This window comes from Mobilicoccus massiliensis (assembly GCF_000826525.2).
In the GTDB taxonomy this organism is placed as follows: Bacteria; Actinomycetota; Actinomycetes; order Actinomycetales; family Dermatophilaceae; genus Mobilicoccus; species Mobilicoccus massiliensis.
This window is the reverse complement of sequence record NZ_LN651326.1, coordinates 328,963-347,522: the sequence shown is the minus strand read 5'-3', so window position 1 is coordinate 347,522 and position 18,560 is coordinate 328,963. Positions and strand designations below refer to the sequence as shown.

The window sequence follows — 18,560 nt, the reverse complement described above, 5'->3', positions numbered from 1 at the left end:
AACGCTCGCGCCGCGAGACGGGCACGCACCACCGCCCTGTTCGGCGCCATGTTCCTCATGGCGACGAGCGCCATCGGACCGGGCTTCATCACCCAGACGACGACGTTCACCGCCAGCCTCGGGGCGGCGTTCGCGTTCGCGATCGTCGTGTCGATCCTCGTCGACATCGCCGTGCAGATGAACGTGTGGCGCGTCGTCGGCGTCTCGGGCATGCGTGCCCACGAGCTCGCCAACAGCGTGCTGCCCGGCCTCGGCTGGCTGCTCACCGCCCTGGTGTTCGTCGGCGGCCTCGTGTTCAACATCGGCAACGTCGCCGGCACGGGTCTCGGACTCAACGCGCTCATGGGTCTCGACCCGATCTGGGGCGGAGTCCTCTCGGCGCTCATCGCGATCGGCGTCTTCCTGTCCAAGGCCGCCGGCGCCGCGCTCGACCGCATCGTCGTCGTCCTCGGTCTGCTCATGATCGTGCTCACCGGGTTCGTGGCGTTCACGTCCAACCCGCCCGTCGGGGACGCGATGCGCAACATCGTCCTGCCCGAGAACACCAGCCCGGCGATGGTCAAGGCGATCACGACCCTCATCGGCGGCACCGTGGGCGGTTACATCACCTACGCGGGCGCCCACCGCCTGCTCGACTCGGGCACCACGGGCCCCGAGAACGCCGGCGAGATCGCCCGCAGCTCGCTCACGGGCATCATCATCACCGCGATCATGCGGTTCTTGCTCTTCTTCGCCATCCTCGGCGTCACCGCCGGCGGCTTCGCCCTCGACCCGGCCAACCCCTCGGCCAGCGCGTTCCAGCACGCGGCCGGCGACCTCGGCCTGCGCCTGTTCGGCGTCATCCTCTGGGCCGCGGCGATCACCTCGGTCATCGGCGCCTCGTACACCTCGGTCTCGTTCATCACGACGAGCAAGACCCCGGCGCGCACCCGCAACCTGCTGACCATCGCGTTCATCGCCGTCTGCGTCATCGCCTACGTCGTGCTCAAGCAGGCCCCGGTCCAACTGCTCATCTTCGCCGGCCTCTTCAACGGCATCATCCTGCCGATCGGCTTCACGGTGATCCTCGTGGCGATCTTCTTCCGCCGTGACCTGTTCGGCGGGCGCTACAAGCACCCGACGTGGCTCACCGTCGTCGGCATCCTCGCCTGGCTGCTCACCCTCTACCTGGGCTGGCTCGCCGTGAGCGACTTCTTCACCAAACTGGCGGCGTCATGACGCGCACGAGCATCGACCTCAACTCCGACCTCGGTGAGGCCTTCGGCAGTTGGCCCATGGGCGACGACGCCGCGATGCTCGACCTCGTCAGCAGCGCCAACGTCGCCTGCGGGTTCCACGCCGGCGACCCCAGCGTCGCCCGGCGCACCTGCGCGGAGGCGGCCGAGCGCGGCGTCACCGTCGGCGCGCACGTCGCCTACCGCGACCTCGCGGGGTTCGGGCGCCGGTTCATGGACATCGCGCCCGCCGAGCTGTCGGCCGACGTGCTGTACCAGCTCGGAGCCCTGCAGGCGATGGCCCAGGTCGCGGGCACCCGCATCCGGTACGTCAAGCCGCACGGCGCGCTCTACAACGCGATCGTCCACCACGAGGCCCAGGCGGCCGCGGTCGTCGAGGCGATCGTCGCGTTCGACCCTGAGCTCGTCGTGCTCGGTCTGCCCGGCTCGGTCGTCCTCGACCTCGCCGCGCAGGCCGGCCTCGGCACCGCCCGCGAGGCGTTCGCCGATCGCGGCTACCTGCCCGACGGCACCCTCGCCCCGCGCAGTCAGGCCGGCTCGGTGCTGCACGACCCGCAGGAGGTCTCGGCGCGCATGGTGCAGCTCGTCACCACCGGCACCCTCACCGCCGTCGACGGCTCGACCCTGAGCATCGACGCCGACTCGATCTGCGTCCACGGCGACAGCCCGGGCGCGGTCGCCATGGCCGCCGCGGTTCGTGACGCCCTCACGGCCGCCGATCTCGAGGTCACCGCCTTCGCCGGCCGCTGACCCGACTCCCACCCCCTCCAGGAGGTCCGACATGACCGACGACACGGATTCGGAAACCGGGACCGCCACCGTCCCGCAGAACGGGCAGCGCGGTGACAGCGACGCGGCCCAGGATGCGCCCCCGGCCGACGACCGCGTCGTCCACCGGCTCGGGGACACCGGGATCCTCGTCGACCTCGAGGACCTCGACGCGGTGCTGCTCCTCGACGCCGCCGTACGCGCGGCGCAGGAGGCGGGTGACGAGGAGCTGGCCGCGGTCGTCGACGTGCTTCCCGCGGCCCAGACGCTCATGCTCACCGTGCCCGCCGGCACCGATCTCGGGCGTCTCGAACAGGCCGTGCGCCGGCTCGACGTCGCCGAGGCCGGCGAGGCGGCCGCCGCCGAGGAGCAGGTCGTGGAGATCCCGGTGATCTACGACGGCCCCGACCTCGAAGAGGTGGCCGAGCACACCGGTCTCTCGGTCGAGGAGGTCGTCGCGGCCCATACCGGTACCCCGTGGCGGGCCGCGTTCGGTGGCTTCGCGCCGGGCTTCTTCTACCTCGTCGAGGGCGACCCCCGGCTCCAGGTGCCGCGTCGCAAGGAGCCGCGCACCGCGGTACCCGACGGCGCGGTCGCGCTCGCCGGCTCGTACAGCGCCGTGTATCCGCGCACGTCACCGGGTGGGTGGCAGCTCATCGGTCACACCGACGAGAAGATGTGGAACACCGACCGCACCCCGCCCGCCCTGCTCTCTCCGGGCGTGCTCGTGCGGTTCGTCGACGCAGGAGGACGCTCGTGAACCCCGATCGCCCCAAGCCGACCACGTCCGACTTCGCCCTCCACCCGCACGGCGCGCTGGAGGTCGTCGCGGTCGGGCCACGGGCCATCATCGAAGATCTCGGTCGCCCCGGGCTCGCCCGCCTCGGCGTCGGTCGATCCGGAGCCGCGGATCGGCGCTCCCACTGCCTCGCGCAACGCATCGTCGGTAACCGCGAGGAGGCCGCCGGTATCGAGGTCACCCTCGGCGGCCTCGCGTTGCGGGCGCACGGCTCGATGCTCGTCACGGTCGTCGGCGCACCCCTGTCGCTCACCGTCGACGGGCGCGACCGGTCGGTGGGCGAGCTCATCCGGCTCCGTGACGGCGACGAGCTCCGACTCGGCATGTCGACCAGCGGACTGCGCAGCTACGTCGCCGTGCGCGGGGGCTTCGACGTCGAACCCGTGCTGGGCTCGCGCTCCACCGACATCCTCTCCGGGCTCGGCCCGAAACCTCTCGAGGTGGGCGACCTGCTGAGTATCGGCGAACTGACGATGGCGTTGCCGACGATCGACGCCGTCGCGCTGCGGGCCCTCACCTACACCGATTCCGGGCAGGTGGAGCTGCGCATCGCGCCCGGGCCGCGCCTGGATTGGATCGAGTCGCGGGATGCACTGACCGAGCCGGTGTGGAAGGTGTCCTCCCGCAGCGATCGCATCGGGGTGCGGCTCGAGGGTGCGAACGTCGGACGCAACGCCGCGCACGAGTCCGCCGAGCTTCCCTCCGAGGGCGTCGTCCGCGGCTCGATCCAGGTGCCTGCGGGCGGGGAGCCGGTGCTCTTCCTCGCCGACCACCCCGTGACCGGCGGTTATCCCGTGGCCGCCGTCGTCGTCGACGCCGACATCGATCGGGCGGCCCAGCTCCGTCCCGGCGACGAGGTGCGTCTGATCTGGAGAAAGGAAGGACGATGAGCGATCCGGACGTGGTGTTGGAGGAGGGTGTCGAGCCCGAGGACACCGACGTCGACGCGACCTCGGCCCGCGTGGGCGAGGACGTCGCGCGCCTGCGCCCGGACGAGGCGCGGAAGATGTTCCGCGAGGGCCTGGTCACTCCCACGTCGGGATGGTCCTCGGGGTACGCGCAGGCGAACCTCATCAGCGTGCCCGCCGAGATGGCCTTCGACATGCTGCTCTTCTGTCAGCGCAACCCCAAGCCGTGCCCCCTGCTCGACGTGCTCGACGCCGGGGAGGTCTCCGGGCCCATCCTCGACGGTGACGTGCGCACCGACGTGCCGAAGTACCGCGTGTTCGTCGACGGGGAACTGCAGGCCGAGCCCGACGATGTGCGCGAGTACTGGCGCGACGACCTCGTCACGTTCATGCTCGGGTGCTCGTTCACGTTCGAACACCCCCTCCTTGCAGCCGGAATCCCCGTGCGGCACATCGAGACCGGCACGAACGTCGCGATGTACCGCACCGACCGGGCCTGCCGGCCGGCCGGGGACCTGCGCGGGCCGCTCGTCGTCTCGATGCGCCCGATTCCCGGTGACCAGGTGGCCGACGCCGTGCGCATCTCGTCGCGGTATCCGGGCGTTCACGGCGCGCCGGTGCACGTCGGCGACCCCGGCGGGCTCGGCATCGCCGACATCGGCGCGCCCGACTACGGCGACCCCGTCGAGATCCGCCCCGGTGAGGTGCCGGTGTTCTGGGCCTGTGGCGTCACCCCGCAGGCGATGCTCCTCGAGAGCCGCCCGCGGTTCGCGATCACCCACGCCCCCGGCCACATGCTCATCACCGACGCGAAGGACGCCGACTATCAGGTGCCGTGAGCGTGGCCTCCGCCGGCTTCTCAGCGTCTCTCGCCGTCGTGGGCAGGCGGTGACGGGTACGACCGACGCGCCGCACCGGGAAGAGAGCGGAACACATGGTCGAGCGTGATCCGCAGGGCGACAACGTCATTCGGTTCCCGCTGTGGCGACGCACGGCCGGTGGTGCGCCGGGAGCGGGGGGCTCCGATCGCGAGATGTCTCCCGACTCGTGGAACCCCTCCGGGCCGTGGGAGGGCGAGGCGCTCCGGCACATGCGCGGCCCACGTGCTGAGGAGGTCGACGGCCTCGACCGTCCGGTGTGGCACGAGGGGGCGGCGGCGACCAGTGACGTGCTCGTGACGTTCCGCGTCGACATCCTCGGCACGACCCCGCCGATCTGGCGGCGCCTCATCTGCGGGGGATCGCTCACCCTCGATCGGCTGCACCCCGTCCTCGCCGCGGCGTTCCGGTGGAGTCGTGATGCGGAGTACCGCTTTCGCGATGTCGTGCGCCGGGAACGCAGCACGCGGGTCGGCACGACGTTTCGCAACCAGTGGACGGCACGTCGGGCCCCGGACTCTCCCGAGGAGTGGACGGTGCCGTTGGTCCGTGTGCTCGACGAACCCCGGGCGCGCATGCGGTACGACTACGGTCCGCATTTCGCGTGGCGGTGCACGATCGTCGCGGAGGACGTCATGCCGATGCCGCCGGTGGCGGCGGGTGCGGTGCCCGTCGTCGGCTGCATCGGCGGGCGACGCGCGGGGCCACCCGCCGACCTCGGCTCCGCCGCCGTGTACGGCATCGCGCTCGACCGGCAGCGGTCGGACGCTCCGCCCTGGTCGGAGGTGTTGAGCCCCGGCCGCCACGTCCGCGCCGCCCTCGCCTACCCCCGCCCCGACGATCCGGGGCCTCCCCCGGACGCGTGACACACCGGACCCCGCACACACCCGCTCGAACAGGCACTTTCGTCCGACCGGGTGGGGTGGAAACGCCTGTTCGAGCGAATTGCCTCAGGCGGCGCCGAGCCGCTGCTCCTCGATCTGGATGACGAGGGGGAAGAGGATGTTGTTCTCCTTGTGGATGTGCAGGTGGAGGTCGGTCTCCATCTCGGCCAGCCCGGCGTAGAGGGCGCTGTAGGAGCCGCATCCGTCGGCGGGAGCGACGAAGTCGCCGGTGATCTCGCGCAGACGGGCGAGGATGACGCCGGCCTCGTCGTGTTCGGCGAGCATCGCCCGAATGGGGTTCGCGAGCCGGCCGAAGGGGAAGTCCACGCGGCCGTCGTTGGCGAAGAAGGTCTGGATCGCCGGGAAGAGGATGCGCTCCTCCTTGGCGAGGTGGCCGGTGAGGTCGGCGACGAGGGCCTGGGTGAGCTTGCGCACCTCGGCCAGTTCGGGGTGACGCTCGCCGTGGACGCGGGCGACCTTCTCGGCGAGCGCCTGCACCCGGGGCATCTCCTCCCACAGGTAGGCGTGGTGGGTCTCCACGATGTGGCGCGCGAGCGCGGCCGGAGCGAGCGCGGCCCAATCGGGGGCGGCACCGCCGGTTCCCGCGAGGTCGGACAGCAACGCGTCGAGGTCGAGGCCGGCCTCCTGCGCGGCCTCGCGCAGTGTGCGACGACCACCGCAGCAGTAGTCGATTCCGTGCCGGTCGAGAACGCGCGTGGCGTGCACGTCGGCGGTGACGACGTCGCCGACGAGGGTCTCCGGGGTGAGGCTCAGGGCGGTGGGCGTGGGCGTTGCGTGGGTCGCGGTCATGGGGACCTCCTCAGGTCGCCCCAATAGTAACGAAATAGTCCGTGAAAAAGAATGGGTCAGGCGGCGGCGCCGGTCCCCCGGTGTTCGCGCGACTCACGAGCGACCTTGACGCGGTAGGCGACGTAGAGGCCGCCGAGCCACACCGGGCCGACGATCAGTGCGAGCCGGAAGTCCGGCGAGAACCCCATGATCACGACGAGCATCGCGAGGAACGCGAGCACGAGGTAGTTGGCCCAGGGGAACCACGGCATACGGAACGTGAGTCGGGAGACCGCGGCGGGCCCGACCCGGCGCCGGAACTTCATCTGGGTGATGACGATCATCGACCAGTTGAACACCGCCGCCGCCATGGCCAGGGAGAGGACGTAGAGGAAAGCCTGTTCCGGCTCCGGCAGGAGGTAGAGCAGGACGATGGCGAGCGCCGTGACGGCCGAGCTCGTCAGCACCCCCGCCACGGGAGCGCCGTTGCGGCCCACCCGGGCCAGGTAGCGCGGCGCGTTGCCCTGCCGGGCGAGGCCGTGGAGCATCCGGCCGTTGCTGTACAAACCGGAGTTGTACGCCGAGATCGCGGCCGTGAGCACGACCGCGTTGAGGATCCCTGCCGCCGACGGGATGCCGAGCCGATCGAAGATCTCGACGAACGGGCTGGCCTTGCCGTCGAGTTCCGACCACGGGTAGAGCGCGAGCACGACGAACAGGGCGCCCACGTAGAAGATGAGGATCCGCACGACGACCTGATTGATCGCGCGTGGGATCGTGCGGCGGGGGTCGTCGGCCTCCCCGGCGGTGATGCCGATGAGCTCGACGCCGCCGAAGGAGAACATCACGACGGCGAGCCCCAGCAGCATCCCGCCGAGGCCGTTGGGGAGGAACCCGCCGTGCGTCCACAGGTTGGAGATGCCCGTGGGAACCCCGCCGTTGCCGATGCCGGTCGTGACGATGAGCAGGCCGAGCACGATCATCGCGACGATCGCGGCCACCTTGACGATGGCGAACCAGAACTCGAACTCCCCGTAGAGGCGGACCTCGAGGAGGTTGACGGCCGTGACGAGGACGAGGAACACCGCCGCCGAGACCCATTCGGGGATGTCGTCGTTCCAGTACCGCACGTACGTGCCGACCACCGTGAGCTCGGCCATCGACACCGCGATGTAGTTGAACCAGTAGTTCCAGCCCGAGAAGAACCCCGCGAACGAACCCCAGTCGCGAAACGCGTAGTGGCTGAACGCGCCGGAGGTGGGGGTGTCGACGCTCATCTCGCCGAGCGCTCGCATGACGAAGAAGATGATCGCGCCGCCGACGACGTAGGCGAGCAGGATCGAGGGGCCGCCCATGCGGATGCTCGACGCGGAGCCGTAGAACAGCCCGGTCCCGATCGCGCCACCGAGGGCGATGAGCTGGATGTGGCGGTTCTTGAGCGAACGGCGCAGCCCACCGTCGGGCGTGTCCTCACCGCCGGCGACGGGAGGGGCGGGCGGAACGTCGGAGCTACTCACGAGGGGCCTTTCGTCGATTGCGGATGCAGTCTCCCAGGCGGTCGCTCGGGTCCTCGGACCGCCACCGAGGGCGATAGCGTCACGCGGGTGACGTCGATCCTGTGGTTCCGCCGCGATCTGCGGCTCCTCGACCATCCCGCGCTGCTGTCGGCGAGTGAGGACGGCGCGGTCGTGCCTCTCGTCGTGCTCGAGCCCGGATCGCTCGACGCGGCCACGCCTCACGTCGCTGGGTATCTGCGGTGCGTGGCGGCGCTCGCCGAGTCGATCGCGAGCCGCGGAGGGCGCCTCGTCGTGCGCACGGGCGACCCGGCCGACGTCGTCCCGCGCCTCGCCCGGGAGGTGGGGGCCGGGCGCGTGCACGTCACCGCGGAGTCCGAGCCCGACCGGCGCCGGCGTGACCAGCAGGTTCGTGAGGTGCTCGACGGTCTCGGCGTCGCGTTCGTCGCCACCGGCACGCCGTACGCGATCGGGCCGGGGGTGATCACGAAGTCCGACGGCGACCCGTACAAGGTGTTCACGCCGTTCGCGACCGCCTGGCGTGATCACGGCGCGCCCGGCCCGGCGCCGCTGCCCACGGTCTCCTGGGTGACCGGTGTCGAGTCCGAGCAGATCCCGACCCCGGTCGAGGTGGGCGTCGGTCTTCCCGCACTGGGCGAACGGGCCGCGCTCGAGCGCTGGAACGACTTCCGCGACGAAGGGCTCGAGCGCTACGCCGCCGATCGCGACCGGCCCGACCTGCCCGGCACCTCGCAGATGTCGGTGCACCTGGCGCACGGCACGATTCATCCGCGCACCATGCTCGCCGACATCGCGGCGCACCCCGCGGGGCAGACGGAGGGAGCGCGAACGTTCGCCACCGAGCTCGTCTGGCGTGAGTTCTACGCCGACGTGCTCTGGCACCGGCCCGACTCCGCGTGGAACGACCTGCGCACGGCTCTCGCCGGCATGGAGTACGACGACCCGCAGAGCGATCCGCGTGCCGCCGACCGTCTGGCCGCGTGGAAGGAGGGGAGGACGGGTCACCCCATCGTCGACGCGGGCATGCGGCAACTGCTCGCGACGGGGTGGATGCACAACCGTCTGCGGATGATCACCGCGAGCTTTCTGTGCAAGGACCTCCACGTCTGGTGGCCGCACGGCGCGCGCCACTTTCTCGACCACCTGCTCGACGCCGACCTCGCCAACAACAACCACGGCTGGCAGTGGGTCGCGGGCACGGGGACGGACGCGGCGCCGTACTTCCGCGTCTTCAACCCGTGGTCGCAGGGTGCGAAGTTCGACCCGCGGGGCGACTACGTGCGCCGGTGGGTGCCCGAACTCGCCGGTCTCGCCGAGGCCGACGTGCACGATCTGCGTGCCGTCTCCACGGTCCCCGGCTACCCCGCCCCGATCGTCGACCACGCCGAGGAGCGTCGCGAGGCCCTCCGCCGCTACGAGGAGGTGCGGGCCGCCCCCTGACCTCCCGGGGATTGACGAGGGCGTGCCACCAGACGGACACAGCCCGACCGAATCGTGAATCCCATGCATCGAGAGCGGAATTCTCCCGATGTTCCGGTCTACGATGCCCTGTGTCGGGCGTCCGTCCGACAGGGGGAAGTATCTGTTCAGGGGAGATTCGTCATGTCCATCTCGTCGCGCCCGCGTGCGCTCATCGTCACCACGACTGCGCTGGCCGCCGTCGCCCTGCTCGCGCCACTCACGTCCACCTCGGCCGAGGCGGCCCGCCGCGGCCAGAGCGGCCCGGCCTACAAGTCCGATGTCGTCGGCACCCGCAGTGCTCCGACTCCCGATTCCGCGTACGGAACGACGTCGGTGGGCATCGCGTCCTCCGGCGCGGTCCTCGCGACCCGGATCGGCGGCAACGCCTACCTGGGTCAGCCGGCACGCACGCGAGAGCTCGCGTCCGCCGACGCGCTGGGTGCCCACGGCACCTGGAGCCTCGTCCTCAACCCGGTCGGCCAGGCGTACTCCGGAAGCCGCGAAGGGGTTCTCCGCTGGCCCAGCCCGGCCAAGGTCGACATCGACCGCACCATCACGGCCGACGGCTCCTACTACGGGCCCTCCCTCGGCGGCGTCAACAGCCGCGGCGACGTCGCGGGCTGTGACGTGAGCGTCAAGACGGGCCAGCCGTTCATCGGTCGCTACGGCCGACAGAACATGAAGCTGATGAACTGGCCCACGGGGTGGGGCAACTGCCGCGCCGCCGGCATCTCCGAGCGCGGGGTGGCCGCCATCACCCAGGAGCACCCCTCCTACCGCGACGACAACCTCTTCCCGCGGGCGGCGACGATGACGACGTCGGGCGTCCGCTACCTCCCGGCTCCGAAGGGAGTCGGGACGAGCGCGGACGGCATCTCGCCGACCGGCACGTACATCGTGGGCCGCAGCTACACCGACGGGCAGCCGACCGGAGCCGTTCTGTGGACGAACGGCCGCAAGTTCTCGCCGATGCGCGGCGCGGAGGCGATGACTCCGAAGGCCGTCACCGACACGGGCATGGTCGTCGGTGAGGAGAACGGCCGAGTCGTCACGTGGGAGAGGGGCCGCAAGACCGATCTCACGAGCGTCTCCAAGCTGCCCCGCAACTGGGTCCTCACGAGCGTGGCCGGCATCAACGGCAAGGGACAGATCGCGGTCACCGCCACGGTGGGCGCCACGAACGAGACCGTTGCGATGCGGTTGACGCCGACGAAGCGCTGACGACGGGCCGTGCCCCCGGCGGATCACGATCCGCCGGGGGCACGGTGTTGTTCGGGGGGGCGCTTCGTAGAACGCGCCTCAGAGGTCGACGACCTCGTTCTCGCCCTTCACGGGCTCCTTGGTGGTGACGCTGCGAGCCAGGTTGAAGAGCTGGCCGATGCGCCCGCCGCGGGATTCCCAGTACTCCGCGGTGTCGGCGTCGACGACGATGAGCACGTTGTTGCCGTCCTCGGGGCCACCCTCCATCTCGGCCTCGGTGAAGGTGCCCCAGAGCTCCCGCATCTTCTCGACGTCGTTGACGACCCTCGCCGTGCCCGACAGGGAGACCCACTCCGCGCTGCCGCTGTAGGCGACGTTGACCTGCGGGTTCGCGGTGATGGCCGCGACCTTGTCGGTGTCACGCTCGGTGATGAACAGCACCGTGCCGTCGAACTCCACGTCCTGCGTGGCCATCGGGTGCGAGACCAGGCGTCCGCGCCCGTCGGCGTGGGTCAGCATCGCGACCCTGGTCTTCTTGATGATCGAGGCGACCTTCTCGCGGCCTTCCTCGGTGCGGCTGTCGGTGTTCTCGGCCATGTCGACCACTCCTCATCTCGGGTGCACCGATCACTGTTCATGCGCGGGTGGGTGGGCCCGCGTCGAGGTGAGGGTTCTGGCGTCGACGCGCCGTCGGTGGGCCGATATCTCTGTGGCTCAGACCGCCGTCGGGCGTCGAAGCGGTTGGGGCTGGGCGGCGGTTCGCCGGGGTCGTCGTGGGGTGCGTCCTGCCGGGGCCGGCCGCACCGCGTCGGGGCTGAGGCGCACCTCGAGCTCGGCGAGCAGGTCGATGACGTGCTGCTCGATGTGCTCACGGATGGCCCGGACCTCCTCGGTGCTGCGGTGGTGCGGGTCGGCGATGTCCCACACGAGTTCGCGCCGCCCGGCCATGGACGGCAGGTCGGGGCTCATCGTCACGACGACATCGGGAGTCGCGAGCACGTCGTCGCGGACCGGGGTGGGGTAGGCGTGGTCGAGGGTGATACCGCGCTCGGCCAGCACGTCGACCACGACGGGGTTGAGCAGCCCGGTCGGCGCCACTCCGGCGGAGCGCACGTGCACGGCGCCCTCGGAGAGGTGGTGCGTGAGGGCGGCGGCCATCTGCGAACGGCCCTCGTTGTGGCGGCACACGAACAGGATCTCCGGCATCCGGGCAGCCGGCGCACCGCGACGACGCGCCAGCGAGACGAGCTCGTCGCGAGCGGCCCGCTCGATGAGGAGCGGGAGGAACTCCGGGTGACGCGAAGTCGGCTCGAGATCGGCCCGGGCCCGGGCGACGATGCCGGCGACCTCCTCGCGGGAGAACGTGGATTCGAACTGGTAGGCCAGCTCGCCGGTGAGGGTGGCGCCCGTGGATTCGAGGTTCATGCTCATGGGGCAGTACTCCTTGGTTAACAGTAAGTGAACACAAGGTTACGGCATGAGGATGCAAAAGCGCGGGTGGCTATGCGTGCGATGTCGAGGTGAGGTCTCCCGGCAGGGGGTGTGACCTGCGACGATGCGGATGGGCGGGTTCTTCGGTGATCAGGTCGCAGACGCGGGGTGGCGGGGTGTCGCGCGAGGGACGGGTCTCGCGTGTGCTGGTCCCAGTGCCGGTCAGCGGCCCTTCGCGCGTGGGTCGAAGCGGTCGGGAACGGTCAGCGCGGGTCGGAGCTGATCGAGGGCTACCCGAATCAGAGGTGCGCGAGCGTCATTCCGAGAAGGGCCGCGAGCAGACTGCCCGCGAGATCGACGGCGGCGTAGCCGACGGCGAGCCCGGTCCGGTCGGCGCGCCAGAGCCGCGCGGTCTCGACGGAGGCGGTGCTGAACGTCGTGAAGCCGCCGCAGAACCCCGTGCCGACGATCGCCGCCGCCGGTTCGGGAAGGGCGGCGCGTGTCACCGCTCCGGTGACGAGGCCGAGGAGGAACGAACCGAGGATGTTGACCGTGAGGGTGCCGACCGGCATCGCCGTGCGAACGCGCCCGACGACCGTGGCGTCGGTGACGAACCGCAGCGTGGCACCGAGGCCACCGGCGAGGGAGAGCAACAGCAGGGTCACCCCGCCACCTCCGTGGCCGGCGCCGGAGGTTCACGCCGGGGTCGCATCCCGGCCGGCACGCGGCGGGCGAGGAGGTATCCGACGCCCGCGGCAAGCGCCCCGAGGACGATCGAACCGGCGGCGTAGCAGAGTGCGAGGGGCGCGGAAAGGTGAAGCGTCTCGACGGCGAGCGTGCTGAACGTCGTGAACCCGCCGAGGAGGCCGGTGCCCAGGCCGAGGCGCAGCACTCGTCGCAGTCCGCCGTCGGGGCCGCGACGGGCGAGAAGCTCGAGCAGGAACCCGAGGGCCAGGGCGCCGGTGACGTTGATGACGAACGTCGGCCACGGCCACGCACCCACGGGTGCGGCGAAGGCGGTCTCGAGTGACGCCCGGGCAGCCGTGCCACAGGCTCCGCCGAGGAAGACGACGGCGAGCAGGCGCACGTCCAGATGCGCCGATCGGGTCGAGGCCGGCATGGCTCGGCCCTCCTTCCTCCGGGGCAGGCCCGACCGGGTGCGGGCCGTGTCGATGGGAGGCATCGGCACGAGGTCGGGCGGGTGGTCGCGGCCGTGCCATCTCGGGCGGCCATCCCGGGCAAGGGTAGTCATCCGCACCCGACCGTGCCGGATCCAACTCGCGACGCCGGGACGGACGTCGGCACGGTCGTCCTCACCCACGGGCGAGACGGGGGCATCCAGCAGGCGGGGACCGGACGACGGGTGTCGGTGAACGGGGCCGTACCTCTCGAGAGGATCAGACGTGCGCGAGGGCTCCACGGACGGTCTGCTCGACCCGACGGCGCACGTCGATGTCGCTACGCGGCGGCAGGTCGAGACGGTCGGGCGTCTCGACGCCCTCGACCACCTGACCGTCGCGCAGCCTGTAGAACGTCAACGCCGCGGTGCCGACATCGCCGCTGCCGGTGAGTGTGACGACGTCGAGGAAGACGACCGACTGCAGCCCGTCGAGCTCGGGCGGCAGGCCGTCGCCCTCGATGCGCCCGTCATCGGCCGTCTCGTGCTGGGGGATGCTCCACGCGGCGAGTTCGGCAAGTGCGGTATCGAGGTCACCGCGGGAGAACCGGTGCACGCCGGCACCGTTGACCTCCTCCACGAGCACGGCGTCGGCGTGGACGTAGACGACCCGGGTCTCCTGGGTGAGCCGCGTGGAGTGATCGGCGTAGACGATGGCCTGGGCGTTGTGCCGCAACGCGAGCGCCGCGTCGAGTTGGTCGGGCAACTCGAGACCGTCCTCGTGGGCGGCGATACGGCCGTGTGCGACGAGGCCGCGCAGGCCGACCTCCGCTGCGAGCTCGACGTCGGCCTCCGACCGCCGGCCGAGCCAGGGCAAGGGGGCGACCTGCTCGGAGCCGGGGCCGTCGATGCCGAGGATCTCCTCGTCCGTGAGGTCGGCGACGTGCTCGGTGGCGGTCGCCGGTAGGAGGTCGGTCGCGGGGATGATCGGGATGATCGTGTGGGTCATGAGGAGGCTCCGGTCGTGTGCAGGTTCGCGTCGAAGGACCGCAGGAGGCGACGACGCACACGCGCGAGCCGCGTGCTTCGCGAGGCGACGGTGACCACCGCGGGGCGGTGTTCGCGGCCGGCGGCGCGAGGGTGAACGGCTCGCCGACGCAGGAGCGTGGCCAGCCGGAGAACCCGCGCGTCGCGATCGACGGTCGGACGGCCGAAGTAGCTGCGGGGCCGGACCGCGGTGTGAGATCCGGTGAGCCGCTTCAAGATCGTCGCCGGCTCGAGCAGGTCGCCGCCGGGAACGAGGGCGCGCGTCGCGCTGTCGAGCTCGGCTCTCAGCCGCGCCTCGGAGCGGTCACGGCGACGGCAGAGCTCCGCGAGGTGAGCGGCGTCGGCGTGATCGCGCCGACGGGTGAGCAGTTCGATCTCGTCGTCGAGGCGGCGGGCCACCGCTGCGTGCCGCGCGAGGTCGGCCGCGACCTGCGTGAGCAGACGTCGGACGCGCACGACCTCGGGCCCCGGCTCACCCGCCTCACCGGACTCCGCACGCGGGTCGAGGACCGCCGCGCACGTGGTCAGGGAGTGGGCCAGGCGGCCGAGATCAACGGTGGTTCCGGAAGCGCTCACGAGGACTCACCGGGGAACGCCATCACCTGACCGGGGGCGACGGTCGTGACGTGATCGGTGGCGGTCACGGCGGCCGTGCGCAGCGTGCCCGAACACGCCGCGAGGAACCGCGCGAGATGAGGCGTGAGATCGCCGACGGGCACGAGGGATCGTCGGATGGTGTCCAGATCGTCGGACACCGTGAGGTACGCGGTTTCGGCCATGAGAATCCTCTCGTCGGCCCGACCCTAGAAGCGCGGGGCGACGATGTGGTCACGCTGCCGGGCGTGACGCCCGCGACCGGTGGACGGCGGCGGTCAGTCACCGCCGAACCCGGTGAACTGCAGCACCGACCACGGGCTGAGCAGCATCGGAGCATGCCGGGCGGCGTCGAGCACGGCGGCCCGATCGACCCAGGCGTGATCCATGACCTCGGTGGGATCGGGGTCGGGATCGCCCTCGAGCGTCCCGACGAACACCGGACAGATCTCGTTCTCGACGACGCCGCTCGCGTCCACGGCCCGGTACCGGAACTGCGGCAGGACGAGCCGGAGTTCGCCCACGGCGGCACCGAGCTCTTCGGCGACGCGGCGACGCACCGCATCCTCCACCGCCTCCCCGGGACGGGGATGTCCGCACGCCGTGTTCGACCACACACCCGGCCACGTCACCTTGCCGACATCGCGACGCGTGAGCAGCGTGCGATCACCGTGGACGGCGTGGAACGAGAACGCCAGATGCAAGGGGGTGTCACTCGTATGCACCCGGATGCGGTCGGCCGCGCCGACGGGACGGCCGTCCTCACCGAGGAGGACGACCTCGTCGGGAACATCGCCCGACGCCGACGGGCGCTCGTGGGTGGCGTGCTCGGCAGGGAGTGGGTGGCCGGTCATGACGACGGAGCCTAGCTGCCACGGTCTCTGGTCTCGTGACTCCTCATCCGTGCGGCGTCGGGAGCCCGGGGCGTGGGCCGGGGTTCGCGGCGCCTACCATCCGCAGCCCCTTCGCTAGCGCTTCGGGGCTGCTCCCGCCAGGCCCAGCCAGTCGCCGCGAACCCCGGCCCACGCCCCTCTCGTTCGGGGACGGCCCGTGGGGGGCGGGGATGGTGGGGTGCCGATCCGGCGGGCTTCGTCTGTCTGTCGGAGGTCCGGGTGTTCGCTGGGCGACCCCCATGTGCAGGACTCGTGGCGTGGGGTTGTGCGGGGCGTGGGCCGGGGTTCGCGGCGCCTACCATCCGCAGCCCCTCCGCTAGCGCTTCGGGGCTGCTCCCGCCAGACCCAGCCAGTCGCCGCGAACCCCGGCCCACGCCCCTCTCGTTCGCGGACGCCCTGCCGTGGCGGGGGATGGCGGCCGTGGGATCGCTCGATCCCGTCGGGCGCAGCCGGATGCCTACGCTGCGGGTATGGCGACGCTCACCGAACTGGACCCTCGGACCCCGGTCGTCATCGGGGTCGGACAGGTGTCGGAGCGGCTGGGGGAGCCTGGCTACGAGGCCCGCGGGCCGGTCGGGTTGGCCGGTGACGCCGCGGCGGCTGCCCTGGCCGACTCGTCAGCTGGATCCGTCGAGAGCGCGGCGCTGCTGCGAGAGCGCCTCGACGTCGTCGCGGTGGTGCGGCAGTTCGAGGACTCCGGGCTCGAGGAGCCGACGCCGCTCGGGCGGGCCGACAACGTGCCGCGGGCGGTGGCGCGCAGGATCGGGGCGGAGCCGCGGCGCGCGGTGCTCGGCACCGGCGGCGGGCAATCGCCGCACGACCTCGTCGTCGAGTTCTGCGCCGAGGTCGCCGCCGGGCGTGCCGACGTCGTTCTCGTCGCGGGCGCCGAAGCGCTGTCCTCGGCCCGGTACTGGGCGGGCCGTGACGAGGCCGAACGCCCGGATTGGAATGAGCGCGTCGGCGGCGACCTCGAGGATCGCGGCCCCGGGCTCGCCGACATGACCTCACCGCGGCAGTCGGCCCTCGGACTCGACCACGCGCCCGCGGCCTACGCCCTGTTCGAGAACGCCCGGCGCGCGCGGCTCGGCCGCACCCGCGCGGAGTACGCCCGATCGATGGGGGAGCTGTTCGCGCCCTTCACCGAGGTGGCCGCCGAGAACCCGCACGCCGCCGCCCCGACCCGGCGCAGCCCGGACGAGCTCGTCACCGTGACCGACCGCAACCGGATCATCGCCGAGCCGTACCCACGGTTCGTCGTGGCCCGCGACCAGGTCAACCAGGGCGCGGCGGTGCTGCTCACCTCGCTCGCGACGGCCCGCGAGCTCGGCGTCCCGGAGGGTCGGCTCGTGTTCTGCCACGGCCACGCCGCGGTCAAGGAGAGACCACTCCTCGAACGCGCGGACCTCTCGACCTCGCGAGCGGCCGCGCTTGCCGTTCGCGCCGTACTCGCCGAGGCGCGTCTCACGGCCGCGGAACTCGACCTCATGGACGTCTACTCGTGCTTTCCGGTGGCGGTGAGCGTCGTCGTCGAGGCGCTCGGGCTCGACCCGGCCGACCCACGCGGCTTCACGGTCACGGGCGGACTCCCGTTCTTCGGCGGTCCCGGCAACGACTACGCCCTGCACTCCCTCGCGGAGATGGTGACGCGGCTCCGTGAGCGACCGGGCTCGTCCGGACTCGTCACGGCCAACGGCGGCATCCTCTCGAGTCAGTCGATGGGCGTGTGGTCGACGGACCCCGCGCCGTGGCGCCCCGGCCGTGACGCCGAGCTTGCGGCCGAGGTCGCCGGATGGGAGGCGCCGCCCCTCACCGACGACCCGCGCGGCGCCGCGACGATCGAGACCTACACCGTGATCCGCGAACGCGACGGGAGTCGGCGCGGCATCGTCGTCGGCCGGCTGACCGCCACCGGCGAGCGGTTCCTCGCCGCGGCGGCCGACGACCCGGCCACCTGGGCGCTGCTCGACTCTCCCCAGCCGGTTGGCGCGGTGATGAGCGTGGGCCCGGACGGCCTGGTCCACGCCTGACTGCCGTTCTCAAACGGGAGCCGTCCCGGGATCTCGACGAAAGCGCCTGTGTGAGCGACGACGTCGGGTAGTGAGGTAGGTCACGGCCCCAGGGCGATGCAGAAACCGAGAGCAGGGAGTCGTAGGGGCAGGAGGTGGGGGATGGACGCCGGGGATTTCGCTCACGAACACGGCACGCCGTTGTTGCGGTTGGCGTTGATGCTCACGGGCCAGGTGGGGGAGGCCGAGGACCTGGTTCAGGAGACGTTTGCGCGGTTGTTGCGGGACTGGTCCGCGATCGAGAGGGCGGAGTCGCCTCGTGCGTACGCGCGGCGGGCTCTCGTCAACACCCACCTGACGCGGCGGCGTCGGGCCGCGCGGGAGGTCGTCGTGCCTCTGGTCCCCGAGGGGTCGGCTCCGGAGGCGTCGTCGGCCGCCGGCTCCGACACCGATGAGGCGTGGGCGCTGCTCGCCACCCTGCCTCGCAGGCAGCGATGCGTCCTGGCGTTGCGCTATTACGAGGGGCTCGACGACGCCGAGATCGCCTCGTTGTTGAACATCTCCGCGGGGGCCGTGCGCACGCACGCGTCGCGTGGTCTGGCGGCGCTGCGTGAGCGCGTCCCGGCAGGAAGGGCACTCTCATGAAACGACACCTGCCTCCGAACGAAGGAATGGACGAGGCTCGGGCCGAGGATCTCCTGCGCCGGACGTTCGCCTCGCGGGGGTCGCAGGTCGCCTCGGGTCGTCCCGTGGAGTTGATGCGAGCCGCCCAGGCAGATCCCGGCTCGGGCCGGCGCCGTCGTGGCCGGCGTGTGGGACCGATGCTGCTGGGGATGGCGGCGGCGTGCCTGTTGCTCGTCGCGGTCGTGGTCGGCGGGCTCGTGACCGGCTCATCCGGCCTCCCACCACGCCCGCGACCCCGGCGCAGACCCCTCACCAACTGACCGACGGCGAGGTGAAGGAACTTCTCGATCGGTTGGATGCCGCGACCCGCGAAGCGGGAACGATGAGGATG

At 71.5% G+C, this 18,560-nt stretch carries 20 protein-coding genes; 10 read left to right on the top strand and 10 right to left on the bottom strand.

What is annotated here, in order from left to right; translation table 11 throughout:
* The first annotated feature begins 48 nt into the window (after positions 1–48).
* The 6 genes from BN1197_RS04200 (at position 49) to BN1197_RS04175 (ending at position 5,454) form a co-directional block, all read left to right on the top strand.
* Positions 49–1,218, top strand: a complete 1,170-nt coding sequence (locus BN1197_RS04200; protein WP_082043628.1) for an NRAMP family divalent metal transporter — start codon at positions 49–51, stop codon at positions 1,216–1,218.
* The gene (locus tag BN1197_RS04195) at positions 1,215–1,985 is read left to right on the top strand and encodes a LamB/YcsF family protein (protein WP_040156354.1); all 771 of its coding nucleotides are present in this window, start codon (positions 1,215–1,217) and stop codon (positions 1,983–1,985) included. Before BN1197_RS04200 ends, BN1197_RS04195 begins: the two co-directional genes overlap by 4 nt.
* Positions 1,986–2,016: 31 nt before the next feature.
* On the top strand, positions 2,017–2,763 hold the full coding sequence (locus BN1197_RS04190; RefSeq protein ID WP_082043606.1) for a 5-oxoprolinase subunit B family protein: 747 nt from the start codon (positions 2,017–2,019) through the stop codon (positions 2,761–2,763).
* A complete protein-coding gene (locus tag BN1197_RS04185) occupies positions 2,760–3,692 on the top strand; it encodes a 5-oxoprolinase subunit C family protein (RefSeq protein WP_052465965.1) in 933 nt (310 codons plus the stop codon). The genes BN1197_RS04190 and BN1197_RS04185 overlap by 4 nt, the downstream gene beginning before the upstream one ends.
* The gene (locus BN1197_RS04180; RefSeq protein ID WP_082043605.1) at positions 3,689–4,549 is read left to right on the top strand and encodes a putative hydro-lyase; all 861 of its coding nucleotides are present in this window, start codon (positions 3,689–3,691) and stop codon (positions 4,547–4,549) included. The genes BN1197_RS04185 and BN1197_RS04180 overlap by 4 nt, the downstream gene beginning before the upstream one ends.
* Positions 4,550–4,644: 95 nt before the next feature.
* Positions 4,645–5,454, top strand: a complete 810-nt coding sequence (locus tag BN1197_RS04175; RefSeq protein WP_040156348.1) for an IS1096 element passenger TnpR family protein — start codon at positions 4,645–4,647, stop codon at positions 5,452–5,454.
* Between the two features lie 84 nt (positions 5,455–5,538).
* Here BN1197_RS04175 and ric read toward each other — a convergent pair whose 3' ends face one another.
* Both ric and BN1197_RS04165 read right to left on the bottom strand, forming a co-directional pair.
* Positions 5,539–6,282: an iron-sulfur cluster repair di-iron protein gene (ric, locus tag BN1197_RS04170; protein WP_052465964.1), complete on the bottom strand. Its 744-nt coding sequence runs from the start codon at positions 6,280–6,282 to the stop codon at positions 5,539–5,541.
* Positions 6,283–6,338: 56 nt separating this feature from the next.
* Positions 6,339–7,778 (bottom strand): amino acid permease, encoded by a 1,440-nt coding sequence (locus tag BN1197_RS04165; RefSeq protein ID WP_095999841.1) that lies wholly within the window; start codon positions 7,776–7,778, stop codon positions 6,339–6,341.
* Positions 7,779–7,865: 87 nt separating this feature from the next.
* On the opposite strand from BN1197_RS04165, the gene BN1197_RS04160 reads away from it, so the two are divergent.
* Positions 7,866–9,236, top strand: a complete 1,371-nt coding sequence (locus tag BN1197_RS04160) for a cryptochrome/photolyase family protein (RefSeq protein WP_040156346.1) — start codon at positions 7,866–7,868, stop codon at positions 9,234–9,236.
* A 162-nt stretch (positions 9,237–9,398) separates the two neighbouring features.
* Positions 9,399–10,478 carry a hypothetical protein gene (locus BN1197_RS04155; protein ID WP_040156344.1) on the top strand — a complete coding sequence of 360 codons (1,080 nt, stop codon included), beginning with the start codon at positions 9,399–9,401 and terminating at the stop codon, positions 10,476–10,478.
* Positions 10,479–10,556: 78 nt separating this feature from the next.
* Here BN1197_RS04155 and BN1197_RS04150 read toward each other — a convergent pair whose 3' ends face one another.
* From BN1197_RS04150 to idi, 8 genes are all read right to left on the bottom strand, one after another.
* Positions 10,557–11,054, bottom strand: a complete 498-nt coding sequence (locus BN1197_RS04150; protein ID WP_040156693.1) for a pyridoxamine 5'-phosphate oxidase family protein — start codon at positions 11,052–11,054, stop codon at positions 10,557–10,559.
* 117 nt (positions 11,055–11,171) lie between these two features.
* Positions 11,172–11,888 carry an arsenate-mycothiol transferase ArsC gene (locus BN1197_RS04145; protein ID WP_052465963.1) on the bottom strand — a complete coding sequence of 239 codons (717 nt, stop codon included), beginning with the start codon at positions 11,886–11,888 and terminating at the stop codon, positions 11,172–11,174.
* A gap of 299 nt (positions 11,889–12,187) precedes the next feature.
* Positions 12,188–12,553: a fluoride efflux transporter CrcB gene (crcB, locus tag BN1197_RS04140; RefSeq protein WP_040156343.1), complete on the bottom strand. Its 366-nt coding sequence runs from the start codon at positions 12,551–12,553 to the stop codon at positions 12,188–12,190.
* Positions 12,550–13,008, bottom strand: a complete 459-nt coding sequence (locus tag BN1197_RS04135; protein ID WP_052465999.1) for a CrcB family protein — start codon at positions 13,006–13,008, stop codon at positions 12,550–12,552. The genes crcB and BN1197_RS04135 overlap by 4 nt, the downstream gene beginning before the upstream one ends.
* 277 nt (positions 13,009–13,285) lie before the next feature.
* Positions 13,286–14,014: a hypothetical protein gene (locus BN1197_RS04130; RefSeq protein WP_040156342.1), complete on the bottom strand. Its 729-nt coding sequence runs from the start codon at positions 14,012–14,014 to the stop codon at positions 13,286–13,288.
* Positions 14,011–14,628, bottom strand: coding sequence for a hypothetical protein (locus BN1197_RS04125; protein ID WP_040156340.1), 618 nt, complete (start codon positions 14,626–14,628; stop codon positions 14,011–14,013). Before BN1197_RS04125 ends, BN1197_RS04130 begins: the two co-directional genes overlap by 4 nt.
* Positions 14,625–14,831, bottom strand: a complete 207-nt coding sequence (locus BN1197_RS04120) for a hypothetical protein (protein WP_040156339.1) — start codon at positions 14,829–14,831, stop codon at positions 14,625–14,627. The genes BN1197_RS04125 and BN1197_RS04120 overlap by 4 nt, the downstream gene beginning before the upstream one ends.
* Positions 14,832–14,924: 93 nt before the next feature.
* Positions 14,925–15,500, bottom strand: a complete 576-nt coding sequence (gene idi / locus BN1197_RS04115) for an isopentenyl-diphosphate Delta-isomerase (RefSeq protein WP_040156337.1) — start codon at positions 15,498–15,500, stop codon at positions 14,925–14,927.
* 509 nt (positions 15,501–16,009) lie between these two features.
* Between idi and BN1197_RS04110 the strand changes: the two genes are divergently transcribed.
* Positions 16,010–17,566 (top strand): acetyl-CoA acetyltransferase, encoded by a 1,557-nt coding sequence (locus tag BN1197_RS04110; protein ID WP_040156335.1) that lies wholly within the window; start codon positions 16,010–16,012, stop codon positions 17,564–17,566.
* A 141-nt stretch (positions 17,567–17,707) separates the two neighbouring features.
* On the top strand, positions 17,708–18,190 hold the full coding sequence (locus tag BN1197_RS04105) for a SigE family RNA polymerase sigma factor (RefSeq protein WP_040156334.1): 483 nt from the start codon (positions 17,708–17,710) through the stop codon (positions 18,188–18,190).
* Positions 18,191–18,560 lie beyond the last annotated feature (370 nt).